19 protein-coding genes and 1 pseudogene are annotated in these 24,253 nt (G+C 66.6%); 12 read left to right on the top strand and 8 right to left on the bottom strand.

Annotated features, from left to right (window positions below):
• Nucleotides 1-24: 24 nt before the first annotated feature.
• The 4 genes from phnE (ACOHX0_RS09730) to phnD all read right to left on the bottom strand — a co-directional run bounded on the left by phnE (ACOHX0_RS09730) (nt 25) and on the right by phnD (nt 3,518).
• Nucleotides 25-834, bottom strand: a complete 810-nt coding sequence (phnE, locus tag ACOHX0_RS09730) for a phosphonate ABC transporter, permease protein PhnE (protein WP_420676487.1) — start codon at nt 832-834, stop codon at nt 25-27.
• Complete coding sequence (gene phnE / locus ACOHX0_RS09725; protein ID WP_420676486.1) at nt 834-1,628, bottom strand: phosphonate ABC transporter, permease protein PhnE; 795 nt, start codon at nt 1,626-1,628, stop codon at nt 834-836. Before phnE (ACOHX0_RS09725) ends, phnE (ACOHX0_RS09730) begins: the two co-directional genes overlap by 1 nt.
• Complete coding sequence (gene phnC / locus ACOHX0_RS09720; RefSeq protein ID WP_420676485.1) at nt 1,625-2,428, bottom strand: phosphonate ABC transporter ATP-binding protein; 804 nt, start codon at nt 2,426-2,428, stop codon at nt 1,625-1,627. Before phnC ends, phnE (ACOHX0_RS09725) begins: the two co-directional genes overlap by 4 nt.
• A 106-nt stretch (nt 2,429-2,534) precedes the next feature.
• Complete coding sequence (gene phnD / locus ACOHX0_RS09715; RefSeq protein ID WP_420676484.1) at nt 2,535-3,518, bottom strand: phosphate/phosphite/phosphonate ABC transporter substrate-binding protein; 984 nt, start codon at nt 3,516-3,518, stop codon at nt 2,535-2,537.
• Nucleotides 3,519-3,770: 252 nt separating this feature from the next.
• On the opposite strand from phnD, the gene ACOHX0_RS09710 reads away from it, so the two are divergent.
• Together ACOHX0_RS09710 and ACOHX0_RS09705 are read left to right on the top strand one after the other, a co-directional pair.
• Nucleotides 3,771-4,493, top strand: coding sequence for a response regulator transcription factor (locus ACOHX0_RS09710; protein ID WP_420676483.1), 723 nt, complete (start codon nt 3,771-3,773; stop codon nt 4,491-4,493).
• Nucleotides 4,494-4,498: 5 nt separating this feature from the next.
• Complete coding sequence (locus ACOHX0_RS09705) at nt 4,499-6,997, top strand: sensor histidine kinase (protein WP_420676482.1); 2,499 nt, start codon at nt 4,499-4,501, stop codon at nt 6,995-6,997.
• A 22-nt stretch (nt 6,998-7,019) separates the two neighbouring features.
• Here ACOHX0_RS09705 and ACOHX0_RS09700 read toward each other — a convergent pair whose 3' ends face one another.
• The gene (locus ACOHX0_RS09700; protein ID WP_420676481.1) at nt 7,020-11,324 is read right to left on the bottom strand and encodes a hypothetical protein; all 4,305 of its coding nucleotides are present in this window, start codon (nt 11,322-11,324) and stop codon (nt 7,020-7,022) included.
• A gap of 504 nt (nt 11,325-11,828) precedes the next feature.
• Here ACOHX0_RS09700 and ACOHX0_RS09695 point away from each other — a divergent pair.
• The gene (locus ACOHX0_RS09695) at nt 11,829-12,437 is read left to right on the top strand and encodes a hypothetical protein (RefSeq protein ID WP_420676480.1); all 609 of its coding nucleotides are present in this window, start codon (nt 11,829-11,831) and stop codon (nt 12,435-12,437) included.
• An 18-nt stretch (nt 12,438-12,455) separates the two neighbouring features.
• Here the strand turns inward: ACOHX0_RS09695 and ACOHX0_RS09690 are convergent, their stop codons facing one another.
• Genes ACOHX0_RS09690 through ACOHX0_RS09680 form a run of 3 tightly spaced genes read right to left on the bottom strand, consistent with a single transcriptional unit; the run spans nt 12,456 to nt 15,297 of the window.
• A complete protein-coding gene (locus ACOHX0_RS09690; RefSeq protein WP_420676479.1) occupies nt 12,456-13,568 on the bottom strand; it encodes a hypothetical protein in 1,113 nt (370 codons plus the stop codon).
• Nucleotides 13,565-14,563 (bottom strand): hypothetical protein, encoded by a 999-nt coding sequence (locus ACOHX0_RS09685; protein WP_420676478.1) that lies wholly within the window; start codon nt 14,561-14,563, stop codon nt 13,565-13,567. The genes ACOHX0_RS09690 and ACOHX0_RS09685 overlap by 4 nt, the downstream gene beginning before the upstream one ends.
• Nucleotides 14,560-15,297, bottom strand: a complete 738-nt coding sequence (locus ACOHX0_RS09680) for a hypothetical protein (RefSeq protein WP_420676477.1) — start codon at nt 15,295-15,297, stop codon at nt 14,560-14,562. Before ACOHX0_RS09680 ends, ACOHX0_RS09685 begins: the two co-directional genes overlap by 4 nt.
• Nucleotides 15,298-16,162: 865 nt before the next feature.
• On the opposite strand from ACOHX0_RS09680, the gene ACOHX0_RS09675 reads away from it, so the two are divergent.
• From ACOHX0_RS09675 to ACOHX0_RS09635, 9 genes and pseudogenes are all read left to right on the top strand, one after another.
• A complete protein-coding gene (locus ACOHX0_RS09675) occupies nt 16,163-16,309 on the top strand; it encodes a hypothetical protein (protein WP_420676476.1) in 147 nt (48 codons plus the stop codon).
• The gene (locus ACOHX0_RS09670; RefSeq protein ID WP_420676475.1) at nt 16,306-16,458 is read left to right on the top strand and encodes a hypothetical protein; all 153 of its coding nucleotides are present in this window, start codon (nt 16,306-16,308) and stop codon (nt 16,456-16,458) included. The genes ACOHX0_RS09675 and ACOHX0_RS09670 overlap by 4 nt, the downstream gene beginning before the upstream one ends.
• Nucleotides 16,459-16,921: 463 nt before the next feature.
• A complete protein-coding gene (locus tag ACOHX0_RS09665) occupies nt 16,922-17,890 on the top strand; it encodes a carbon-nitrogen hydrolase family protein (RefSeq protein ID WP_420676474.1) in 969 nt (322 codons plus the stop codon).
• A gap of 50 nt (nt 17,891-17,940) precedes the next feature.
• Nucleotides 17,941-20,682 carry an aminotransferase class I/II-fold pyridoxal phosphate-dependent enzyme gene (locus ACOHX0_RS09660; protein ID WP_420676473.1) on the top strand — a complete coding sequence of 914 codons (2,742 nt, stop codon included), beginning with the start codon at nt 17,941-17,943 and terminating at the stop codon, nt 20,680-20,682.
• A gap of 20 nt (nt 20,683-20,702) precedes the next feature.
• Nucleotides 20,703-22,154: a biotin carboxylase gene (locus ACOHX0_RS09655; protein ID WP_420676472.1), complete on the top strand. Its 1,452-nt coding sequence runs from the start codon at nt 20,703-20,705 to the stop codon at nt 22,152-22,154.
• A 5-nt stretch (nt 22,155-22,159) separates the two neighbouring features.
• Nucleotides 22,160-23,158 (top strand): C45 family autoproteolytic acyltransferase/hydrolase, encoded by a 999-nt coding sequence (locus ACOHX0_RS09650; protein WP_420676471.1) that lies wholly within the window; start codon nt 22,160-22,162, stop codon nt 23,156-23,158.
• Between the two features lie 197 nt (nt 23,159-23,355).
• Complete coding sequence (locus ACOHX0_RS09645; protein WP_420676630.1) at nt 23,356-23,511, top strand: hypothetical protein; 156 nt, start codon at nt 23,356-23,358, stop codon at nt 23,509-23,511.
• 29 nt (nt 23,512-23,540) lie between these two features.
• A complete protein-coding gene (locus ACOHX0_RS09640) occupies nt 23,541-23,891 on the top strand; it encodes a transposase (RefSeq protein ID WP_420676470.1) in 351 nt (116 codons plus the stop codon).
• Nucleotides 23,878-24,253 (top strand): annotated as a pseudogene (locus tag ACOHX0_RS09635) (IS5/IS1182 family transposase); the annotation flags it as partial. The gene ACOHX0_RS09640 and the pseudogene ACOHX0_RS09635, both read left to right, overlap by 14 nt.

The raw sequence follows: 24,253 nt of genomic DNA, 5'->3' as shown, positions 1-24,253 counted from the left end.
GACCACAGGCAAGCGGTATCCCGGTTACAGGATCCGCTTGCGCAGGGCGGAGGAGACCACCTCGCCAAACACCACCAGCGCCAGGATGGTGAGCAGCACCATCGAGACTTCGGGCCAATTGAAAGTGTCGATCGCACCCTGCAGGATCATCCCGATGCCGCCCGCGCCGACCAGCCCCAGCACGGTGGATTCGCGCAGGTTGATGTCCCAGCGCAGGATGGCGACAGCAAAGAAGGCGGGCATCACCTGCGGCACGATGGCATAGAGCACGATCTTGAACTGCGAGGCGCCCGCGGCCTCCAGCGCCTCCACCGGCTTGCGGTCGATCTCCTCGATCGCCTCGCCCAGCAGTTTGCCAAGGAAGCCGATCGAACGGAACATGATCGCGGCGATGCCCGCGACGATGCCGGGGCCGAAGATGGCGACGAACAGAAGCGCCCAGATGATCGTGTTCACTGACCGCGAGGACACCAGGATGAACCGCCCCAGCCAGAGTGCTGCCCGGTTCGGCGTGGTGTTCTGTGCCGCGATATAGGCCACCGGCAGCGACACAACGACGGCAATCATGGTGGCCAGCGTGGCGATGTTCACGGTCTGCCAGATCGCCTCCAGGATCGAAGGCAGATTGCTGGGATCGGGCGGCATCATCCGGCCAAACAGGTCGGCCATCTGCACCGGCGCGTCCCAGACCCATTCCCAGATCACGTCGATGCTGCCCAGCGCCCAGCCGACCACCAGGAGCGTGAGCGCCAGCCCGCCATAGCGCATCAGCCGCTGGCGCAGGGTGAAGCGGGACCAGTGATCGAGGGTCTGCTGCAAAGGTTGAGTGCTCATCATGCAATCCGCTTCCTGACAAATCCGCTCACCGCTTCCGACACCAGGATCACACCGACGATGACCATGGTGATGGCGAGGGCAAAGTCGTAGTCGTAGCGGCCGAAGGCATTGGCCAGCGTTGCCCCGATACCGCCCGCGCCGACGATGCCGACGACGGCGGAGGCGCGAAGGTTGCTGTCCAGCTGATAGATGCCCAGCCCCACCAGCCGCGGCATGATCTGCGGCATCACCGCATAGGCCAGCGTCGCGATGAAGCCCGCCCCGGCGGACCGCATCGCCTCAACCTGGCCGAAGTCGATTTCTTCAATGCGTTCGGCCAGCAGCTTGGCAACAAAGCCAATGGAGTAAACCACCAGCGTGAGCGCCCCCGCCAGCGGGCCAAAGCCCACTGCCTTTACGAAGATGATCGCGACGATCACCGGGTGGAAGCTGCGCGCGATGATGATGGCGGCCCGGCCCAGCAGGTACACCGGCCGCACCGCGATGTTGCCCGCCGCCATGAAGGCCAGCGGCACCGACAGCGCGACGCCGCCCACGGTGGCAAGGATGGCGATCTTCAAACTTTCCAGGAAGCCGTCGATCAGCAGGCCCGCGCGGTCGAAGCTGGGCGGGAAGGCGCCGCTGAAAATGCGCTGCGCCCGCGTCAGCCCCTCGGCGGCGCGGTCCCAGTCGATCGGCAGCGTCGCCAGGGTGATGATGAAATAGAGCCCCGCTGCTGCATAGAGCCCATAGCGCAGCACGGGGCTCGCGATGAAGGGCGGCTTGCGCCAGGTGTCCGGTATGCTGCTCATGCCGCGGCCCCGACACTGGCGCCCGCACTCGTACCGGCGCCAGCCTGCGCACGGTCCTCGGCCGGCACACCGGCATAGATCGCATCCATCTCCGCAGTACCCAGCGCGCCCGGCAGATCGTCGAAGATGATCCGCCCGTAGCGCATCCCGACGATGCGGTCGCTGTATTGCTTGGCCTCACCCACGTTGTGGATGTTGATGATCACCGGCAGCTTCAGCTCGGAGGCGAGATCGCGCAGAAGCGACATGATCTGCTCGGAGGTCTTGGGGTCGAGCGAGGCGGTGGGCTCGTCCGCCAGCAGGATCTCCGGCCGCTGCATCAGCGCCCGCACCACGCCGACACGCTGGCGTTCGCCGCCCGACAGCTCGTCGGCGCGCTTGTTGGCGTAATGGGCGATGCCCACCCGCTCCATCAGCTCGTAGGCGTGACGGATATCCTCGCGCGGGTAGCGCCGGGTCAGCGCCGCCCAGGTGGAGATATAGCCCAGCCGCCCGGACTGCACGTTTTCCATCACCGTCAGCCGGTCGATCAGGTTGAAGCTTTGGAACACCATGCCGATGCGGCGGCGCGCGTCGCGCAATTGGCGGCGGTTCAGGGTGGTGAATTCGGTGCCGTTCAGCTGGATCGAGCCCGAGGTCGGCTCGACCAGCCGGTTGATGCAGCGCAAGAGCGTGCTCTTGCCGGCGCCGGAAGAGCCGATCACCGAGGTGACCTGATCGCCCTCAACGGTCAGGTCCAGCTCCTTCAGCACCGGGTCGCCGGAGCCGTAGCGTTTTGTCAGTTTGGAAATTCTAAGCATGGCGGCCTTTCGGACAAAGCGCGGCCCCTCCCCTGCCGCGAGGGGCGAGGCAGGGGCCGCGGGTCTGCCCGGCCGCGCAGCGGCGGCCGGGGCGCGTGGTCTGTGGTTATTTCCCGGCAAGTCCCTGGGGCGTGTATTCCACCCCGTTGGAGGCCTGGATCTGACGGATCACCGCCCATTGATCCTTGTAGGTGATCGGGATGAACTTGCTCACGCCGTCGAATTCGTCCCCCAGCTTGGTGCCGGCAAAATCGAAGCTGAAGAAGGCTTCCTTGATCTTGGCAGTCAGCTCGGGGTCGAGATTGTGCGCCACCGTGAAGGAAGTGGTCGGGAACGGGTCGCTCTCCCAGATCTTGCGCACGTCGGCGGGGTCATAGAGCCCGCGCTCGGCCATGCGGTCCACCACTTCCGAGGCCACGGGCGCCGCGTCATAGTCGCCCGCAACCACGCCCAGCATCGACTGATCGTGCGAGCCGGAATAGATCACCTCATAGTCGCTGTCGGGCACCACGCCCAGATCGGGGAACAGTGCGCGCGGCGCCTGGTTGCCGGAGTTCGAGGTGGGCGAAGTATGCGCGACGCGGCGGCCGGCCAGGTCCTTCACCTTCTCGATGTCGGAGCTGGCCTGGGTGAAGACCTGGAGCTTGTAGCCGAACTGCCCGTCCTCGGCACCCATGATCGCAAACGGCACCGCACCGGCGAGGTTCACCGCAAAGGGCGTCGGCCCGGTGGAGAAACCCGCCACATGCAGGCGGCCCGAGCGCATCGCCTCGACCTCGGCCGAGTTCGACTGCACCGCGAAGAACTGCACGTCCTTGCCCGTCACCTCTTCCAGATGCGCAATGAAAGGTTGCCAGATATCGGCGTAGACTGCCGGGTCCTCGACCGGGGTGTAGGCAAAAACGAGTGTGTCGGGGTTGTTCAGTTTGGCCGGATCGGTGGGTGTGTCGGCCACCAGATCGCCGTTTGCGTCGCAGTAAAGCGCATCGAGCGCGCCGCGCTCGGCGCAGTCTTCCGCCGCGCTGGCCGAGACCGCCGCGGCCGACAGGATGCCCAGCGCCGCCACGGCCCGGGTTACGAATTTTTCCATGTTTTCCTCCCTTTGAAGCGCCGCTGCCGGAACAATATTCCGACCGTCACAGGCGCTCGTGTTTCTCACGTTAGCGGCCTGCACGCAGCGTCGGCGAGCCGGGATATGTTAACCGGACAGCAGATCGGCGGTTTTGATGTTAACAATGTTTCAAACCGCTGCGCGCTTCGCTAGAGATGCTAGGGTTTGCCGGAGCGGCGCGGGGAGGCGCCGCCGGGGAAGACAAAAGCCCCCGTTGAGGAGGAGGGACGCATGCAACAGGGCAAGGCGGAGCCGCTGATTGCCATCGTGGACGATGACCCCGACGTGCGCGACACGCTGGCCGCGCTGATGCAGGACAGCGGGTTCGAGCCACTGTGCTGCGAGAGCATCGCCGCCTTCCTCGCGCTTGGCGACCCGCCGCCGGTGGACCTCGCGCTGATCGACCTGCGGCTGCAAGGGGAGTCCGGGCTGACGCTGGCGATCCACATCCGCGAACGCTACGAGATCCCGATCGTCATGCTGACCGGCGTGGGTGACGAGATCGACAAGATCATCGGTCTGGAGACCGGCGCCGACGATTACCTCATCAAACCGTTCAACCCGCGCGAGCTGGTCGCCCGCATCCGCGCAGTGCTGCGCCGCTACGGGCTTGGCAGCCAGAAACCGGCACCCGCCACCGGGCAGGGCATCGTTTTTGGCTCGATGCGCGTCGATGTGCAGTCACGCAGGCTCTTGAACCGCGAGGGCGGCGAAATCCCGCTGACCAATGCCGAATACCGTCTGCTGGAATACTTCGCCCGCAACCCGGAGCGCGTGATCCCGCGGCCCGAACTGCTGGAGGAGCTGGGCTCGGACATGCAGCGCTACGTCGACCGCACCATCGACGTGCTGATCCTGCGCCTCAGGCGCAAGATCGAGACCGTGCCCTCCAAGCCCGTGCATCTGCGGACACGCCGCGCGCAAGGCTACGTCTTCCACCTCTCCCCGGGCTGAGCGCGATGCCGCCCCTGCCCCGGCTCAGCGTCCGGTTTCACCTCTCGGCCGCCATCGCCACGCTGTTTGCCCTGATCCTGCTCGTCAGCCTGATCGGGATGCGGGTGCTGAATCGCACCGAGCTGTGGATGAACACGCTGCATCAGGACACGCTGGCCGAGGTCTCCGCAGCGCTGGACCTGTCGCGTCGCTCCGCCGATCTCGCCGCCTCGGCGCCCTTCCTGTTTGCGCTGTTCCCGCCGTTCCAGCTGGAGGCGGAGGCGGAAAGCGTGCTGGAGAACCTGCGCAGTATCGAGACACATCTGGAGCACGACCCGGCGCTGGACCTGCCGGTGGCGCGGCTGCGTATCGCGATTGGCGACCTCACCGCCGCGCTGGTGCCGCAGGCCGCCCGCAAGGCCGAGCTGACCGCCATCCGCCGCGACATGCTGCGGCTCAGCCGGCGGGTGCGGCGGCTGGCGGGCGACACCTCTCTGCCGCTGGCCGAGCGTGAGATCTGGGCCGGACTGCAAGCGCTCACAGCCAGTGTCATCGGCGCGGTCCGGGCCGAGGAAATGATCGAGCTGGGCGAGTTTTCCCGCCGCTACGCGCAGGACCGGGACGCAGTGGCCGCCAAGCTGCTGCCCTCCCATCGCGCAACCTTTGACGAGATCGACCAGGCGGCCGTTCGCAGCGCCCCGGTCTTCCTGCTGAAACACCGCGAGATTGCCGCCGGGCTGGATGCCGAAAACGCCCTGTTCCGCATCCGCCAGGAGACCGGCCGCATCAACCGATACGCCGGGCAGCGGGTGGCAGAGGCCCAGGCGCGGCTGTCACAGGCGCGGGCGGAGACCTCCTCGAACCTCGGGTTTGCGATCAACTCCTTTGTCGCGCTGACGCTGGCGAGTCTGCTGGTGGCAGTGGTCTCGGCCCTGTTCGTTTCCCGCTACGTGGCGCGCAACCTGCGCCGGGTGGCCGATGCCATGCGCAAGCTGGCGGCGGGCGACCATCGCAGCACCTTGCCCGCCCCGCGGGTGGCGGAAGACGAGATCGGCCAGCTGTTCCAAGCCTTTCAGGTGTTCCGCGACAACGCCCGCAAGCTGGACCGGCGCACCGGCGAGATTCGGCGCCAGAACGCGCTCTTTGCCCGCGTGTTCCGCAACATCCAGGACGGCATCGCGATCACCGCCGCCGATGGCCGGATCGAGGCCGAAAACGGCAAGCTGCGCAGCCTCCTGCGGCTGCCGCCCGCGGAAGGCCCCGCGCCCGCGATGCAGGACCTGCTTGCGCGCTCCGCCTTCAGCCGGCAGGCCAGCGCGGGCGAGCGCGGCGGATTTGAGGAATGGCGCGATGGCGCGGGCCACGTGCTGGAGCTGCGCCACTCCCCCCTGCCCGACAGCGGCGCGGTCTGGCTCCTGTCGGAAACCACCGAGCGCAAGCGCATCGACGAGCGGCTGGAGGAGATCCGCCGGGTCGAGACACTGGGCAAGGTCACCGGCGAGGCCGCGCATGATTTCGGCAACATCCTCTCCACTATCGCGGGCAGCCTGCACCTGCTGGACGGGGCGGAGGGCGCGGAGGCGCGGCGTCTGCAAGCGCGGATCGGCTCCGCGGTGGATCTCGGCACCTCCCTGACCGAGCGGCTTTTGGCCTTTGCCCGCAAGCAGCACCTGGAGCCGCAAGTCACGGACATCGGCCAGCTGGTGGAGGGCATGGCGGACCTGCTGGAAATGGCGCTGCCCGAAACCGCTGCCCTTGAGTTCGGCCTGCCCGGCGAAGAGGTGCTGGCCCGGATCGACCCCGGCCAGCTGGAAAGCGCGATCCTGAACCTCTGCGTTAATGCAGGCCAGGCGATCGAAGGCGCGGGCACGGTGCGGGTCAGCGTCGAAGGCGGCGCCGAAGGCGCCCGCGTCTGCATTTGCGACGACGGCTGCGGCATGCCGCCAGAAATCCTGCAACAGGCCACCGACCCCTTCTTCACCGCGCGCAGCGATGGCAGCGGCACCGGGCTGGGCCTGTCGATGGTCGATGGTTTCGTGCATCAGTCCGGCGGCCGGCTGTCGATCACCTCCCGCCCCGGCGCAGGCACTGCCGTCGCCATGGATTTCCCGCCGCATGCGGAGGCCGCACCCGCCCCTCGGCCGCCGCAGTTCCGGGGCACCGCGCTGGTGGTGGATGACGACCCGGCCTACCTCGCCGCCGCCGCCGCGGCGCTGGAACGCTTCGGCCTCAGCGTGCGGCAGGCATCCAGCTACGGCGAAGGCGCGGCGCTGCTGCGGCAGATGGCAGGGCTGGATCTGCTGCTGAGCGATCTGAACCTCGACGCAGGCCATTCCGGCTGGGACCTCGCCCGGCTGGCCGGCGATGTGCAGGAGGGCTGCCATGTCATCGTGATGTCCGCCCGCCGCATCCCCCCGCCGCCTGCGGGCCTTCGCGGGGCAGTCCAGCTCCCGGCGATCGAGAAACCGCTATCGGAACCCGGCCTGCTGGCCCTGATCCGCGCGGCGCGGCTGGCGGCGGCCTGACCCTGCGCGCCAGCCCCCGCATTCACAGATCCAGATCGATCTCCTCTTGCACCCGGGGCGCGGCCTCGGCCAGCGCCCGCGCACGGGGAATGTCGACCAGCCAGATATCCAGCGTCAGCCCCTCGCGTCCGCGATCGCCCACCCGGGCCGCCACCGCCGGACCGCAAAGCGGCAGAACCTCCTCTGCCCGGAAGTAGCTGCGCGCCTCCTTGCCGTCGGAGGGCCAGCCGAATGCGCGCCAGTTCCCCCCCTGCGCCCAGCGCCGGGGCAAGAGGGCTGGCGTGCCGCCCGGGTTTTCCGCACTGCTCCCGCCGGTGCCTTCCAGCTGCATCTGCGGCGCCCCGAGCCCCTGGAAAAGCTGTGTGCCGGTGCAAAGGCCCATCGGGTCGATCTGCGCGGCCGGCACCCCCCAGTAGAACTCCCGCCCGGAGCGCTCCACCGAGATGGCGCCATATTTCCGCTCCAAAGCGCTGCGCAGCCCGGCAAAGGTCGCATCCCCGGCGGGCAGGCGGCGGTGGTAGAGGATGGCCGTGACCAATGCGCCGTCCGCTCCAGGCACCAGCGTGGCCGCCAGCGCTTCCTCACCGTCCGCGGAGACCAGTGCGGCGGCGCTGCCGTAAAGCGTGGGCTGCGCCTGCGGCAGCGCGCGGAACGCGGCCCCTTCCGGAAAAATCCCGCGCGCCCGCTCCAGGAACTCTGCCTCGCTCATCCCCAGTGTCAGGCCGCGGATCTCCAGGCTGGCGGGCGCCGTGCCATGGGCCGCCTGCCAGTCCTTCGGTGCCAGCCGCGCGGTGACCTTGCTTTGCCCGCTGCCGGCGGCGGTGTGAACAGCCAGTTCAGTGACCGTCCCCTCAAGCACGATCCCGCCGCGAAAACCCGGCAAGTCGCTGCCGCCGGGCGGCAACGGCACGAAGCGGACCCCGGAGACCTCGATGCCGTAGTCATAGGCCACCGGGCGGCCCGCGACCGCGCCCGGCGTGGGCATTTTGCGCAGGATCACCAGCGCGTCGGTGTAGGCGGCGGCATCGCCATCTGCGGATGGCGTCTGCAAATGGCTGTGCCGCGGCATGGACGGGCAGGCCCGGAACCCCATCGGAATTCCCTGGTGCGAGGCCCGGCCGCGCAGCAGAAGCGCCCGGTCCAGCCCCGGCGCCGGCACCTGCGGCGGCGCGCTTTGCGGGCGCGCGGTCCGGACAGTTTGCGCGTCACTGCCAAGGAGTTTGCCTGCATGCCCGCTGACAGCCCCGCCGCGCCCAGCCTCCGCCAGATAGCCAAAGCCCGAACAACCGGTAACCGGGTGGTCACCCATACCCTGTGCAGCCATGGGGACGATAAGCCGCTCCGGCAGACGCGCTGCACGCTTGCGGGTCCATTCCGTGAAGGCCGGCAGCACCGCCGCAAGATCCTCTTCGGTCAGGCCCGCGTCCGGATTGCGGAAGAAGGCGCCCCAGGGCAGCGCAGCGCCCTGCGCCGCTGCCAGACGCTCGCGCGCCAAACGCTCGTCCAGCATCCGCTTGAAAGCGTCCCGATCGTAAAGTTGCGGTTCGGCGCGGATGGTGAGCAGGTCCACGGTCTCGCGGTCCAGATAAAGCCGCTCCGGTGCTGCCAGCGTGGCATCCGGGCTGGCCTCGGTGCGTTTCTTCGCGGCCACCGTCAGCGTCAATGCGATGCGTTCGGGGAACCCGTTCTGCCGGGCAGGGCCCGCCAGGATTTCCGACGGCCGGGAGACGAGCAGGGTGCTGTGCTCCTTCACCGCCAGCGGCCGCACCCGCAGCAAAACCCGGAATTCCCGCTGCCGGTTCAGGTAGACTTCGATCTGCTGCGCCTGTTCCGGGGTTGCAGCGAGGAAAGGCATCGCCTCCCCCGCTGCCGCAGCCAGCGCCGGAGGCCGCAGCTCGCTGAGGTCATGGCGGTGCGCGACGGGCTCCAGCCGGAGGTGGCCTTGCAGCGCAAAGCCGCCGCGGGCCGTGTCGTACCCGGCAAGCCTCAAGACACCACCGACGATGTAGCTCTCCCGCCGCAGCGCCGAAATCCGGGTGATTTCCTGCCGTATGCGCATCAGCCTCTGCGCGTTGGTCAGGCGGCCCATGCCCGGCAAGCCGCCGGCGCGCTCCGCCAGCATGGCTTCGCCGCCCGGCAACGCTCCGGCGGCCGCCCAGAGGCTCGCGGCCGTGGTCAGGTAAAGCTCGGCAGGCAGATCTGCCCCGTCCGCGGGCTCCGGACGGGTCAAGGGGAAGCTGGCCAGCACCGTCTGCGCTTCCAGGTTTTCAAGCAGGTGCAGCGCCTCGGGGATCACCGGGATCTCCAGCAGATCCAGCTCCTTCTGCGTTACCGGCCCCTGCCCGCGCGCCAAGACCCGGGGCGGGCCGAGCTGGTAGTCCAGTACCGCCACCACGCTCTCCCCCGGCAGCCTGTCGACTTCCAGCCGCTGCAACAGCGCAATGGCCCGGGACTCGGGGACCGGCAGGAACTCCGGAAACTGATTACGGTAAGGCCAGAGCCCGCCGTTTGCCGGCCCGCCTTGCAGCCACAGCAGGTCTTGCGGGTCCAGGCGGAAGGCAAAGCCTCGCGATGCGGGATCATAGGTCTGCAGCTGCAACAGGCCCAGGCCGCGCATCCTGACCGGCAGGGCAGGTGCCTTGGCCTGCACCATCCGGGCGATCGCGGGACTGGCGCGGCGCAGCGCCCGCTGCCACTCCGGCGCGCTCATCCCCGTGGCCTCCGGGCTGTCCCGGAAGCCCACCGGCAGCACCCGGTCGCGCTCCAAGGGCTTCAGCACCGAAAAGGCAAGCGACAGCGCCAATTCGGGCGCCAGCGGGCGCTCGCCGCCGACCTGCATCACGGCCGCCAGGCGCAGGGCGAGACTGGCCGCCTGCGCCCGCGCGGGGCCGCGCCTGCCAGGGTCCGGGGGCAGGCCCAGGTGCTCACGGGCGGCGGAGGTGGGGTGCAGCATCCGCCCCCCCTGTGGCAGCAAGCCATAGTCTGCAAAGCTGGCCGGGCCCGCGGGCGGGGTCTGCTGCCCTGCGCCGCGCCGCCACACGTGGAGTACCTGCTCCGGCGGCGCGGGCGGGACCGGCTGACCATAGCGGGGGCGGTGCTCCGTGCGAGGCTGGAGGATCAGCGCAACCTCCTCCACCCGCATCGCGATGTCCGCCGAGATCGTATTCTGGGTCAATCCATACACATTCTGCGTCTCTGCCGGCAGCCGCACCCGGGATTCGCCCAGCGCAATCTTTGCGCGCAAATAGGTTCTGTCCTCGCGATGGGCTTGCGCAGCGCGCGAAGTATCGCCAGTCCCTGCAAGACGCATGGCAACCGCCGGCGGCACGGGCAAGGGCAGCGGGGCCTGCTCGATCAGGCGGACCTTTCCCATGCCATAGCCTGCCGCCACGTGCAGCGTCCGGACCGCCGCCGGGTCGCTGGACTCCAGGCCTGCGTTCACCATAGGAGGATCGAGGCGCAGGCTTGGCGGCTGTCCCGTGCCAGGCCGCTCCAGCCGGACCGGAATGCCGAGCACCACTTGCTGCGGCGGGTGCACCCGGACCGCGAGGCGGCTTACCGCTTGCAGAAAGGCGGCATCCTCCGGTGAACCGGCGCGCGCGCCCTCGGGAACCGAGGGGTAGCCCGGCGGCAGATCGTCCCTGCGCAGCGCATTTGACACACGATAGGTGCGGACAAAGCCGGGCCGCTGACCCAGCAGCCACAGGCCCAGCCCCTGGGCCACCGCTTCCCGGCCGTCTAGCGTCCTGCCGGGCCGTGCTGCTGGTGCCGCTGCCGGGCGCGTCTGCGCCGTCACCCCCTCCAGCTGCTGCAAACGGGCACGGTAGTGCCCGGCGATGCAATCGGGCACGCTCCCGCATCCGGCCATCCTGGCGGACCATGCGGCCTGGCCCTGCGCAAGCCCGGAACCCGCCGCGCCGCCGGTGCCAAGCCGCTGCAACAGCGCGGCCATGCTCCGGTCCAGCTCCGCCAAGCCGGGGTGGGTGCAGACCGCCTGTGCGCTTAGCGTTTGAGCGGTGGCGCAATTGATCGCCGGGCGCAGGTCCGCATCCGTGCGGCCGCAAAAAGATACCAGTGCCTGCAAGGCGTCAGCGGCACCGTGCAGGCTCACGTCCCTGCGGCCGCCCTGCCAATGCAGCACCGTCAGCCGCCGTCCCGCGGCCATCCGGGCCAGCAACGGGCTGTGCAGCAGCACCGGCGCCACCATCGCGGCATCGCGCGGGTCGTGGGTCATGGCAAAGGTGGCCGCCGCCTGGCCGTCGATCTCAAAACGGAACCGGCGGGGCTGACGCTGTACCCTGTCCGCCCCCTCCGGAGACAGCAGCATCAGAGCAACGCCCGGCCGGCCTTCCTCGCCCAAACGGCCCGGGAACGGGCTCTTGCTGCCGGCTCTGCGGCAGCGGAGCGCCAGCACCGGCTTGCCGCCGTGGACAAGGTCCGCCGAACCCACGCCCGCCGCCTCTACCGGGGTGAACTGCCAGACGGCCTGCGCCCGGCCAGACCCGGACCAAAGCAGCAAAACGGCAAGGCAGAACAAGGGAAATGAAAGGGAAAACAACCGCGGCATTACGGGAAACGCTCCGAACCGGACTCGCAAACAATACCCATCGCAAATATAGCGTAATTGCCCGGCCGGTAAACAATCCTGGCGCGCATCTGGTCTGCCAGCAGGCTGAAACATGTGAAATCTCCGCATCCTTCACGATATTTATCAGTGACTTACGCGGGAACGGCGGCTGCTGCCGCCCGCTCGCCCAGGCGGCAAACTTGACGCAGCCGCGAAACTGGTGCCAGATCTAGGTTGTTTCATTAACCGCAACCCGGTGCCGCGATGTTAAAAAGTGCCATTTGTTTTCTAGCCTTCGGGCTTGCGCTCAGCCCCGTTCCTGCCAACGCCCAATCCAATGCCCGGAGCATCGCCGCCGCACTGCAAAGCTGGCGGGACGCCTGCGGAGACCCGAACCCGGATCTGGTGATCGGCTACCTCGCCGATGCGGTGGCCACAAACAATATCGATATCCGCAAGGCCTGCATGCGGCAGGTCTTTGCTTCGGACAACGTGGATCTCAGGAACGCGGCGCTGCGCATCGTGATCGCCGCCCTGCCGCGCATCCGGTTCCGGGTCGAGAAGCCGGAGCGGCCCGGCAGCCTGTACCCGGCCATTCAAACCGGCCTGGTGTTCCAGGCCGCCAACGGCGATGCGGGCGCGGGCACTGCGACCTGGTACACGACCTTCTCGAACCGGGAACCGGAAGAGGAATACAGCGGAACCGCCGCAGTGCTGGGCCCCGGCGTCGTTTGGGAAGGCCCGGTCAAATGGGGATCGGCCAGCTACAAATGCAAGCTGTCCGCAGACCTGGCGGAACACTCGCAGCTGCAAGGCATAATCCATTGCGGCAACCTCGGCACCTACCCGATTTCCGCCGAGCTGATGGATTGAGCCCGGCCGGCCTCCCCCTCATTGCAGCGCGATACGCGACAGCCCGGCCTCCCCGGCCTGCGGCAGCAGTTTCAGCCGGATCTCGTAGGGTGCCGCGCGGTTGATCCGGCAGGGCTGCGGCTCCGGCCCGGCATGGCAGGCCGACGACAGCACCTCCCAAAGCGCACCCGGCTTGCGGCCCTCGACAATCGCGCGGGCCGGTGCGGCGCAGTCCGGTGCCGCCGCGAGCACAAGGCTTCCCACGCGGCGGTCTGCCGCCGCCACCTCCAGCACCAGTTCCACCGTGCGGCTGCCCGCGGGCGGCGCGGCGCGCCAGCAGGCGCCCTGCCCGGAGAGGCCCGTGAGCTGCGCGGAGCCGTCCCGCACATCCGCCGCCAGGCTGACAACCGTGAAGGCCAGGCCCGGCGCCGCCTTCCCTTCGGCACCGGGTTCAGCGTCCTGCGCCGCCTCCAGCGCTTCGAAGGCGGCCCGGATCCGGTCGAAACGCAGCGCCCGAACGGCCTCCGCCCCGGCGTCTGCCTCCCCCAGCACCATCGCGGCAGGGCGCAGGCGGCCATGCCAGCTGACTTCGGCAACCGAGCCGCTGATGCCCTTTTGCAGGAAGCCCAGGTCCCTCTGGCTGCGCGGCCGCAGCAGCAGCAGGCTGCCGCGCTCTGCATCCGAGGTGGCGAGGGTCTGTTCCATTTCCATCCGGCGGAACGTCCCTTCCTGCATGAAGGTAAGCTGCAGCGGCCCGCCCGCGCGCAGGGCGTCGTTAAAGGCGAAACTGCTTGGCAGCCCCAGGCGCGAAGGGCATTCGCCCGCGCGGCGCCCGCTTGTCACCCGGGCGAAGGCCAGATCCTCCAGTCCGGGCGCCGCCTGCACGCCCTCGATCTGCACCGTATGGGCCGGTCGGCCGGTCTCGCCGGCGCGGCCGGACTGGTCAAGATACCGCAGCCCGCCCTCGCCGCCGTTGCGGTCGACCAGATGCCAGGGAAAGGCGATCCAGCAGCTGCGGTCCTTGCGCGAGCCAAACAGCCAGCCGTTGGCCTTTTCGGCAAAGGCCGCGGCAACAAAGACCGTCTCGGCCCGGGCGGCAGCGAGCGGCCCCGCGGCAAGGGTGATGCACAGCAAAATCAGGCGAACACTCATGTCTCTCCTTTCCGCCAATCCATACACAGCGAGAAAAAGCCAAAGCCCAGCTGGAGGAAGAAACTGATCACCAGGAAGGCCACCAGGAACGGCGCGATAGTCGGGTCGCCAAAGGCGCGGGCAATCGGGCCGACGGCGATGACCTCGGATTGCTGGTCGCTGCCGGGGCGGAAAATTTTCAGCTCTTCGGCGTTCACCGTGAATTGCAGGTTCATGGCCGGCTCCCCCGGCAGCCGCATCACAGTGCCCGAAACCTCCCCGCCCGCCACCTCGATCCGGCTGCCGCGCACGATGGGAAAGCTGCTCTCGGCCACCGGGTAAAGCTTGCCGCTGTCCAAGGGGGAGGAGGAGCGCGCGAAGATCTGCGCAGTGCCGCCATGGATAAAGAACCGCGGCAGCCGCTCCACCTGGGTCCCGGCGGGCGTGGCGGCCTCCAGATCCCCCGGATCCGGGCGCGGCGGCATGCCGATTTCCTGGCTCACCTCCAGCCGCCCAAAGACCGGCAGAGGCTGGTTCCGGCGGAGTGTCTCGTTCGGCAAAAGCACGGTCAGACGCTCCGACAGGCGGCAGTTCGCGCCTTGGCTTTCCACCAGGATCTGATCCTTCGCGGCCTTCGGGCGGATGTTGATTTGGATAAACTCCGGCAGGGCGAAATACTCAACCGTGGCGCCGGTAGGCGGGGTGATGCGGGCAGTGAGGCGCGGGTCCTGGTCCCCCAGCTTCTCCTCCTCCTCAGCTGCTTCACAGAGGTCACTGGGGGCGATAAGAATGGCATTGCGCAGGGGCAGGATCGCCAATTGGCTGCGGTCGGCGGTGAAGGAGACATGGTTGGTCCGCACATCGGCAAAAAGCACCGGCTTGGCGGCCGACAACAACCACGTGACCGCCACTTTCAGCAGCAGCGCGAAGAGCACCGTGACAACAAGGCCAGCCACGACAAACAGCACGGCGCCGCGCCTGGCCTGTGATTTGGTCTGCTGGGCCTGCCCTGTCATGGCATCTGCCGCAGCTGCACGCGATAGGACTTGGTCACCGGGGACAGCCCGTCATCCAGGCTGATCCGCAGGACTCCCACCGCCGGCACCGTCAAAGGACCGAAGGCCACCCGGCAGCGGGTGTCAAAGGCAATCCGCTCGTGCTGGACCTTTGCGCAGCTGCCCTGCACCGGCCCGCCGCCCGCCGTCCCTTCGAGCGCCAGCTCCACCTTCGTGCGCCGCGAGCCGGAGTTCACCAGGAGCTGCAATTCCTCCGCTCCGCCACTAGCCGGCAGTTCCGGCAGGAACAGCCCGTGCTCCTCGAAACAGGTCTCATCGGAGGCCGTGAAGGCGACGAGGGCCACGTCTTCCCGAGCATATGCGCGCAGGTGCCGCTCGTATTCCTGCTTGGCGAAGGGCTGCAGGCGGACTGCGCCCTGTCCCGTACCGCCGGCTTCAAGCGTATAGGGCGTGCGCGTCCAGTACAGACCGTCGCGGCTGACCCCGCGCACACAGATGATGCTGCCAGACGGCGGCGGCGCCGCGACCAGCACATTGGAGGGGTCAAAGGCGGCAGAGCCCGCGACCGCAACCCTGAGCCCCGCCAGCACCCCGCCGGAGGTCTTCGAGGCGTCGTCGAAATGATCGTTCACCTCCCCGCCGAAGGGACGGGCGATCGCGACCTGCGGCGCTTGGCTCTGCGCCAGGGCCGGGGCGGTTGCAGCCAGGGCTGCCAGAAATAGGGCCAAACGCATGAAGGTATCTCCCGCAAACTCACCCTGTGGGCGAATAATGCCAGCCCCCGCGGTAATCACCAAGGGTATTCTGGCACAGGCCGAGCGGACGACTTCCCCGTCATTCCCGCGCACAGGGCGCTGCACCGAAGACTCCATTCCGTTCTTTAACACTCTCTGTCCCGGAGAGGGGAACGACTTACTTAACCTCCCGGGCAACCGGCCTGCGGCGGAAAGGAACAACATCCCTTTTGGCAAAACGGCGCAAATAGGTTGCAGTCCCGGGAAATACCGGCGGTTCAAACCTATCGAACGACAGCCACATCCTGGAGGTTTCGGAAAAAAAACCCTTCTGTCCGCCGCCTTGGCCCTGGCGGCAACTGCGTCCATTGCCGAAACCTTCACCCTCTACGCCTCGCAATCCAATGCGGATGCGCAGAAAACCGTCGTTGCCTTCCCGCCGCCGACCCCGGCCTTGACGCCAAGCCGGTGCGTGACGCAGGAAGTCATGGCGCAGGCGGGGCAGCTGAAGGCCTTCAAATCGCCGGAGGCCGGCGCCTGTGACCCCGTGCTCTGCAGCGCCCGGGGGCTGCTAGCACTCGACGAAGCAGATCCCCGCCGGCAACGAGGCCCGCGTGCAGGGCGGCAGAAGCGGCACTTTCAAGGCCGTGGCCCCGGGCGGAAAGCCCCATGGCGCCATGCTCGGCTTCCTCACCCTCCGCAACAAGGCCGATGGTTCGCCGGTCGATTTCGTCTCCCCCGTGGAGGGCGTCAGCTACGCGACCGGGGCGGTGGCGCTCCTGGACACCGCAAAAATTGCCGATGCGGCGCAGAAATTCGCCGTCTTCGTGCTGTCGCAGGTGGCGGCCAGGACCTGGTGCGGGAGATGCGCTGCATCCCGGCGCGCAACGGCATGGACGTGCCTGCAGGCATCCCCGCGCGCGAAAACATCAAGCTGATGGCCTTCAGCCCGGCTGAGGCGCTGAACGGCGCCGGCGCCAACAAGGTCAAATCCGCCGAGCTCGGGGGGTGACGCTGACCCTGAAGACCGTCCTGATCGTCCCGGCGCCGATAATTGCCGCTTCCCCGATCATATCCGGGATCCAGCAGATACCGGAATGGAGCATCTGGCTGCCGGTTGCGCCGCTGGCTGCCTTTGTGATGATCGGCCCGGACAAGTGACTGATGGGCTTCTAGATCACTTCCGCCGGCGAGCACCTGCGGAACTTCATCCCGTTGGAGTTCTGGGCCGCCACCAACGAGGCGGACATCGCGATGGCCTGGGGGCTGCGCAGATCTCTGCGCGGCTCACTCTCGGTCACGCCGATCCAAGCGCCTGCTGAGAGGCCGGAGCGAGGCTGGCCTGGCGCAGGATCTGCACGCCTGAAACGCGTCTCGCCGCTGAGGCATAATGCGCCGGGTCCGTGGCGGCCGGCGCTGTGCGTTTGCGGGCTGGCGACGGCGTGAAAATATCACAAAACGCACCGGGCCCAGGCGCTCCCTCCGCCCGGGCTGGAGCGCATTTGGAGTGGGACGTGGCGGCGGCCGGCGCCCGGCGGCCGCGGCCGGCGGGGATACACCCTAGCCACGGCCGGGAACCCCAAATAGACTGCGTGTAACACAGACAGCTGGAGAACCGCCCAATATGACACCTTTTGCAATTGCTGGTGTTCAGATGCACGTTGCCGCGCTTCACTCGAACGTCGAGGCCATGCGGCACCGCATCGAGATCCTGATGGCCCGGTTCCCCTGGACCCAGATGGTTCTGTTTTCCGAACTCGCGCCTTACGGGCCGCTGGACCGGTTTGCCCTGCCGTTCCCGAACGATACCCTGCAGCAGTTCCAGGAGGATGCCCGCCGCTTCGGCATCTGGCTGATCCCCGGCTCGATGTTTGAGAAGACCGAGGACGGCCGGATCTTCAACACCTCCGTGGTGATCAACCCGGAAGGCGAGATCGCCGCGAAATACTCCAAGATGTTTCCCTTCCGCCCTTACGAGGCAGGGATCTCGGCGGGCACCGAATTTTGCGTCTTCGACGTGCCCGAGATCGGCCGCTTCGGGCTGTCGATCTGCTATGATATCTGGTTCCCGGAAACCACGCGCCAGCTGACCAGCCAGGGGGTGGAGGTGCTGCTGCACCCGGTGCTGACCGGCACCACTGACCGCGAAGCCGAACTCGCCATCGCCCGCGCGACGGCGGCCCAGTTCCAATGTTATGTCATCGACGTGAACGGGCTGGGCGTCGGCGGTGTAGGCCGCTCCATCGTTGTCGACCCTTCCGCCACCGTGCTGCACCAGTCGGCCGGCCAGGAGGACATGTTCCCGATCGAGATCGACCTGGACCAGGTCCGGCGCCAGCGCGAAACCGGTCTCAAGGGGCTTGGCCAGGTGCTGAAGAGCTTCCGCGACCGGGAGGCCGAGTTTACCGTCTATGACCGGGCCAGCGGCGCCGATGCCTACCTCAGGACGCTCGGCCCGCTGGAGACACCCAAGCAGGGCTCGGCCCGCGGGCTGCAGGCGCCGGATCCCAGGACCTCGCTGGAACAGGCCGACCAATCGATACTTACGCCGCAATATTACTCCGCCTTTCCCGGAAAGGCGGGCTCAGGTTAATCGGACCGGGTAGCGGCGCTGGTCCGGACACGACAGAAAGGGGGCAGGTCTTGAATTTGCAATCTGAGAAGAAATTCCCGTCGATCCGAGACTACTACAGCGCAACTCAGCTGCGCGCAGACCGGTGGAGCGCATTGCGGGAGGCCGCCGAAGGCCTCTCGCGGCACAGCGCCGACAGCCGGCAAGGCAAGAAGCTGATGAACACGGCCGAGCACCTGTTCGAGGTGCTGGCCCCGATCGAACGGTACTGGGCCTTTCCCGGCATCCATGCCTTCGAGCACCTGCGGCGCCTGCTGCACCAGGGCAATACCGGCGATCTGTCGATTGCGGTCCGGCGCATCGCCCGGGCGCTGACCTCGGGCGCCTACCGGCGGCGGTCGATCCCGCTGTCGTCCGACGAGATCGATACCGAGGACTACGAGGACGAAGCCTCCCTCGCGCCCGAAGCGCGCGCCCTGGGACGTCCCTATTTCGAGGTGCTGATCGTCGATGACGTCTCGGAATCTCAGGAACGGTTCCTGCGGCAGAACCTGCTGCGCATGCGCCGGGTGGAGGACCCGTTCATCTACGAGCCGGTGATCGTGCCTTCGCTGGAGGACGCGCTGATCGGCGTGTTGTTCAACTACAACGTCCAGGCCGTGGTGATCCGCCCCGGCCTGTCGCTGAAGTCCAAGATCGAGCTGCCGATCCTCAGCCAGTACCTCACCCGGGTGAGCGAAACCGAGGAAGTCGATGCGATCGAGCCGCATGAATACGGCCCCGAATCCTGCCGCCTGATCGAGAAGATCCGCCCCGAACTGGACGCCTATCTGGTCACTGACCGCTCGGCGGAGGATATTGCCGGGCTGGACCTCGGCCGCTGCCGGCGGGTGTTCTACAACCAGGAAGACTTCCAGGAGCTGCACCTCAACATCCTCCGCGGCGTCGACCGCCGCTACAAGTCGCCGTTCTTCACCGCGCTGAAGGAATATTCGAAACAGCCCACCGGCGTCTTCCATGCGATGCCGATCAGCCGCGGCAAGTCGATCAGCCGCTCGCACTGGATCCAGGACATGGGGGCCTTCTACGGCTCCAACATCTTCCTGGCCGAGACCTCCGCCACCTCCGGCGGGCTCGACAGCCTCCTGGAGCCGCGCGGGCCGATCAAGGAAGCGCAGGACATGGCGGCGCGGGCCTTCGGGGCGAAACACACGTTCTTTGCCACCAACGGCACCTCCACCTGCAACAAGATTGTGGTGCAATCGGTGGTGCGGCCCGGCGACATCGTGCTGGTTGACCGCGACTGCCACAAGTCGCACCACTACGGCATGGTGCTGGCGGGCGCGAGCGTGGTCTACATGGACAGCTACCCGCTGCACGAGCACTCGATGTATGGCGCGGTGCCGCTGCGCGAGATCAAGCACACGCTGTTGCAGCTCAAGGCCGCGGGCAAGCTGGACCGGGTCCGGATGGTTTTGCTCACTAACTGCACCTTCGACGGTATCGTCTATAACGTGCAGCGGGTGATGGAGGAATGCCTTGCGATCAAGAAAGACCTGATCTTCCTCTGGGACGAGGCCTGGTTCGGCTTTGCCCGCTTTGACCCGACCTACCGGCAGCGCACCGCGATGGGGGTGGCCAACACGCTGCGGCAAACGCTGCGCACTCCGGACACCGCCGCGGCCTGGGAGGCCCAGCAGGAGGCGCTGAAAGACGCGGAGGAGGCCCAGTGGCTGAACACGCGGCTGGTGCCGCCGCCGGATGCGCGGGTGCGCGCCTATGCCACCCAGTCGACCCACAAGACACTGACCTCGCTGCGCCAGGGCTCGATGATCCATGTCAACGACCAGGACTTCAAGGGCGAGGTCGAGCAGTCTTTCCACGAAGCCTACATGACGCACACCTCGACCTCCCCCAACTACCAGATTATCGCCTCGCTCGACGTCGGGCGGCGCCAGGTGGAGCTGGAGGGGTTCGAGTTCGTGCAGAAGCAGATCGAAAGCGCGATGTCGATCCGCCGCGCCATTTCCGACAACCCGCTATTGCAGAAATACTTCCGGATCCTGACCGCGGGCGAGATGATCCCCGAACAGTTCCGCGACAGCGGGGTGGCGGCCTATTACAACCCGGACCACGGCTGGGCCGATACCTGGCACATGTGGCGGGAGGACGAATTCGTGCTGGACCCGACCCGCGTCACGCTTGCGGTGGGCGGCACCGGCTGGGACGGCGATACCTTCAAGACCAAGATTCTGATGGACAAATACGGCATCCAGATCAACAAGACCTCGCGCAACACCGTGCTGTTCATGACCAATATCGGCACCACCCGGTCCTCGGTCGCCTATCTGATCGAAGTGCTGGTGGAGATCGCAAACGAACTGGACGAGCTTTTGGACGATGCCTCCAAGATGGAGCGCCGCTCGTTTGAAAACCGGGTTTCCGCCCTGATCGAGCACGTCCCGCCGCTGCCCGACTTCAGCCGCTTCCACGATGCCTTCCGGGCGGGCACCGACACGCCGGAAGGCGACATCCGCACCGCCTTCTTCCTCGCCTACAACGAGGACAACTGCGACTACATCCCGATCGACGACCGCCTGATGCAGCGCCTCGAAGCCGGCGAGGAGCTGGTCTCGACAAGCTTCATCATACCTTACCCGCCCGGCTTTCCGATTCTGGTGCCGGGACAGGTCATCAGCCCGGAAATCATGTCCTTCATGCGGGCGCTCGATGTCAGCGAGATCCACGGCTACCGCGAGGATCTGGGCCTGCGCGTTTTCACCAAAGAGGCTTTGATGTCCGTCAAGAAATAGAATTCACAGGGAGAACATACATGCCGAAGAAAGTTCTGAACAACATTTCGGAAATCCGCCGCTATTTTCACACCAACCCGGACCCGGTCTATTTTGTCTCAGCGACGAACTTTAATCTTCTTGGACTTGATGAATGGGTGAAGAATTTCAAGTATATCTGCTACATGGACTGTTTCGACGGCCGCCACCCGAACGTTCTAGTGCCTTCGGAGCTGCCGCATGACGAATTCCAGTCGATCGAGGACATCAACAACTACCTGCTGCAGCACAAGGAAGTCATCGACTACGTCAAGGCGCGCGGCGGCAAGCCGAAGTTCGTGTTCCTGATGTTCGACGAGAAGACCGAGCAGCTGGTGAAGGAGCTCGGCGGTGAGCTGTGGTTTCCCAAGGCGAAACTGCGCACCAGCATGGACAACAAGATCGAAACCGTCCGCGTCGGCAACAAGGCGGGCGTGCCCTCGGTGCCCAACACGCTGTCGGAGGTGGAGAGCTACGACCACCTCAAGGAGATCTGCCAGAAGGCGGATCTGGGCAACGACCTGGTGCTGCAAAGCGCCTTTGGCGATTCCGGGCACACCACCTTCTTCATCAAAACCGAGGCCGATTTCCGCAAGCACGAGCACGAGATCGCCGGCCAGGGCGAGATCAAGATCATGAAGCGGATCGACTGCCGCGGCTCCGCGATCGAGGCCTGCGCCACCGCCGAGGGCACCATCGTCGGGCCGCTGATGACCGAGCTTGTCGGCTTCAAGGAGCTGACCCCCTACCGCGGCGGCTGGTGCGGCAACGAAATCTTCTCGACTGCCTTCCCGCCCAAGACCCGCGAGCGGGCGCGCGAGCTGACCTTCAAGTTCGGCGAGCAGCTCCGGAAGGAAGGCTACCGCGGCTATTTCGAGCTGGATTTCCTGATCGACAAGAAAACCGGCGAGATCTGGCTGGGCGAGCTGAACCCGCGCATCACCGGGGCCTCCTCAATGACCAACCACGCGGCCTTTGCCCATGCCGACGCGCCTCTGTTTCTGTTCCACCTGCTGGAGTTCTCGAAAAAGCCGTTCAAGCTGGATGTGGGCGAGCTGAACGACCGATGGGCCGACCCGGACATGATCGATTCCTGGTCGCAGATGGTGATCAAACACACCGAGGATACCGTCGACATCGTGACCTCCGCGCCGGAATCCGGCATCTACCGGATGCTGCCGGACGGCGAGGTGGTGTTTGACCGGTTCGACTACCACCGGCGCGCCGTCGAAAGCGAGGACGAGGCGTTTTTCCTGCGCATCGCCAACGCCGGCGACTACCGCTATGAGGGCGCCGATCTCGGCATCCTTGTCACCCGCGGCCGGTCGATGACCAAAGGGTTCCAGCTGACAGACAAGTCGAAGCGCTGGATCGACGGCATCAAGAACGCCTATTCCGCGCGCCCGCTGCCCTCGGCGCAGGCCTTTGAGGATCCGGCGTTCAAGATTATGTAGGGGGGATGAAACTCACATTCCGCGCCCTGCAGGAGAGCGAGCCCGGGCAGGTGCTGTCCGGGCTCTTTTCCGAATACCGCAGCGCCTATCTGGACTGGTGGGCAAGCGAGGGCCTGACCGGCCGGCCGACCTATGCCGAATGCCGGCGGGCGCTTCAGACCCATATGCCCGAAATCGTGGGGATCTACGATCAGCTCTGCGCCGCCGTGGGCGGCGGCGACATGGAGGCGCGCTTTCTCAGCTTCTACTGCCCGCCGCGTTACCTGGCGGGCTGCAGCCAGGCGGTCTGGCCGGGCCGGGAGCCGCTTCTGGTGCGCAACTACGACTACAACCCGGCGGCCTTTGACGCGGTGTACCTGAAGACCGCATGGCAGGACCGCAAGGTGATGGGCACGTCGGACGGGTTGTTCGGGCTTCTGGACGGGGTGAACGATGCCGGGCTCGCCGTCTCGCTCACCTTCGGCGGGCGCCGCGCGATCGGGGATGGCTTCGGCGTGCCGCTGATCCTGCGTTACCTGTTGCAGACCTGCGATACACTTGAGGAGGCGCAAGAGGTGCTGCAGCGGGTGCCCTGCCACATGAGCTACAATGTGACGGTGCTGGACCGCCACCGGACCTATTTCACCGCCTTCCTGGCCCCCGACCGCACTGCCCTCATCACCCGTGCGGCGGTTGCCACAAACCATCAGGAACGCGTCGAATGGACCAGCCATGCGCGCCTGACAGCTTCCGTCGAGAGGGAGCGCTTTCTCCTGCAGCGGCTGACGCTGCACGAGGAGCCCAAGGCAAAATTCATCGGCGCGTTCCTCAAGCCGCCCTTGTATTCCCTGGCTTTCGACAGGGGTTTTGGCACACTTTACACCGCCGCCTACCACCCCGCTGAACGCTCTGTGGACCTGCTCTGGCCCGGCCGGGCCTGGCGGCAGAACCTGGACCGGTTTGAAGCCGGTTATCTGGGGGTCGACTATCCCGGCTGCCAATACCCGCCCCTTGCACATCGTTGAGACCCGGGGGAGCGAGAGGGAATGATTTGATCGGATGAACCGCCTTGCCTCCGGCCCGCAGCTATCGTTGCGGGGCTGGCGGAGGAGAGGAGCGTCCGATTAGGCCACCGCCCACGGGGACTAGGTGTTTGATCCCAAGGTTTGATGGTGCGATTCATTCGATGGAATGGAAGGATGCCCTATGGGACAGATACGTCATGGATGCCAAGAGCTGTGTGCCGGTTCAGCACGGCGGCGCGGACTTGGATTTCCGCGGCCTGCCGCTCGAAGTCTCCGGCCATCAGGGATTGGCCAAGCAGCTTGATACAGTTGGACACCTCCGGAAACCTCTGGCTGATCGGCGGATAACGTGATTCACTTCCCGCGTAACCGGGAGGCGGCCATGTCGAGGCAAGCAGGCTTCTGGAGCGTTGATGACCGGCTGGCGGAGATCTCGGCGGGTGGCGATCCGCTGGAGACATTGAATGCCACGGTGGATTTCGAGCGCTTTCGGCCAATTCTTGAGTGCGCGGCTGGCAGGCCGCGCAGTTCCAAGGGCGGTCGACCGGCTTTGGACATTGTGCTGAAGTTCGGAATGCTGGTGCTGCAGAGCCTGCATGGACTGTCGCTCGAGGGAACCGAGCGTATGGTTCGGGACCGGCTCAGCTGGATGCGGTTCTGCGGTCTCGGGATCGCCGGCACAGTGCCGGACGCGAACACGCTCTGGGACTTTCGCGACCTTGATCAAGGCTGATGCGTTCGACGGGCTGTTCCGGGAACTCGACCGGGCAATCAACCAGGCGGGCTTCATCCCACGCGCCGGACAGATCATCGATGCAAGCCTCATCGCTGCCCCGCGCCAGCGCAATTCGGACGGCGAGAAGGCGGCCGTCAAAGCGGGCAAAACCGCGCAGGAGATCTGGCCGGATAAGCCTGCAAAGGCGGCGCAGAAGGACACGAACGCGCGCTGGACGGTCAAGTACTCCAAGGCAAAGCCGCGTGCGGACGGCAGTAAGCCGGTCGACCTCGCGATCCCGATGTTCGGCTATAAGAGCCATATCTCCATTGGTCGCCAGAATGGGATTATCCGCCGACAGACCGTCACCGACGCGGCCC

The sequence above is a fragment of the Cribrihabitans pelagius genome (assembly GCF_048820915.1).
In the GTDB taxonomy this organism is placed as follows: domain Bacteria; phylum Pseudomonadota; class Alphaproteobacteria; order Rhodobacterales; family Rhodobacteraceae; genus Cribrihabitans_A; species Cribrihabitans_A pelagius.
Note: the sequence above shows the minus strand (reverse complement) of the source record. Positions and strands in the feature narration are given on the sequence as shown.

Excerpts from the sequence above, each read along its gene's own strand:
- phnE (WP_420676487.1), bottom strand. The coding sequence starts at position 834 with ATGAGCACTCAACCTTTGCAGCAGACCCTCGATCACTGGTCCCGCTTC.
- phnE (WP_420676486.1), bottom strand. The coding sequence starts at position 1,628 with ATGAGCAGCATACCGGACACCTGGCGCAAGCCGCCCTTCATCGCGAGC.
- phnC (WP_420676485.1), bottom strand. The coding sequence starts at position 2,428 with ATGCTTAGAATTTCCAAACTGACAAAACGCTACGGCTCCGGCGACCCG.
- phnD (WP_420676484.1), bottom strand. The coding sequence starts at position 3,518 with ATGGAAAAATTCGTAACCCGGGCCGTGGCGGCGCTGGGCATCCTGTCG.
- ACOHX0_RS09710 (WP_420676483.1), top strand. The coding sequence starts at position 3,771 with ATGCAACAGGGCAAGGCGGAGCCGCTGATTGCCATCGTGGACGATGAC.
- ACOHX0_RS09705 (WP_420676482.1), top strand. The coding sequence starts at position 4,499 with ATGCCGCCCCTGCCCCGGCTCAGCGTCCGGTTTCACCTCTCGGCCGCC.
- ACOHX0_RS09700 (WP_420676481.1), bottom strand. The coding sequence starts at position 11,324 with ATGCTGCTGTCTCCGGAGGGGGCGGACAGGGTACAGCGTCAGCCCCGC.
- ACOHX0_RS09695 (WP_420676480.1), top strand. The coding sequence starts at position 11,829 with ATGTTAAAAAGTGCCATTTGTTTTCTAGCCTTCGGGCTTGCGCTCAGC.
- ACOHX0_RS09690 (WP_420676479.1), bottom strand. The coding sequence starts at position 13,568 with ATGAGTGTTCGCCTGATTTTGCTGTGCATCACCCTTGCCGCGGGGCCG.
- ACOHX0_RS09685 (WP_420676478.1), bottom strand. The coding sequence starts at position 14,563 with ATGACAGGGCAGGCCCAGCAGACCAAATCACAGGCCAGGCGCGGCGCC.
- ACOHX0_RS09680 (WP_420676477.1), bottom strand. The coding sequence starts at position 15,297 with ATGCGTTTGGCCCTATTTCTGGCAGCCCTGGCTGCAACCGCCCCGGCC.
- ACOHX0_RS09675 (WP_420676476.1), top strand. The coding sequence starts at position 16,163 with ATGCGCTGCATCCCGGCGCGCAACGGCATGGACGTGCCTGCAGGCATC.
- ACOHX0_RS09665 (WP_420676474.1), top strand. The coding sequence starts at position 16,922 with ATGACACCTTTTGCAATTGCTGGTGTTCAGATGCACGTTGCCGCGCTT.
- ACOHX0_RS09655 (WP_420676472.1), top strand. The coding sequence starts at position 20,703 with ATGCCGAAGAAAGTTCTGAACAACATTTCGGAAATCCGCCGCTATTTT.
- ACOHX0_RS09650 (WP_420676471.1), top strand. The coding sequence starts at position 22,160 with ATGAAACTCACATTCCGCGCCCTGCAGGAGAGCGAGCCCGGGCAGGTG.
- ACOHX0_RS09645 (WP_420676630.1), top strand. The coding sequence starts at position 23,356 with ATGGATGCCAAGAGCTGTGTGCCGGTTCAGCACGGCGGCGCGGACTTG.
- ACOHX0_RS09640 (WP_420676470.1), top strand. The coding sequence starts at position 23,541 with ATGTCGAGGCAAGCAGGCTTCTGGAGCGTTGATGACCGGCTGGCGGAG.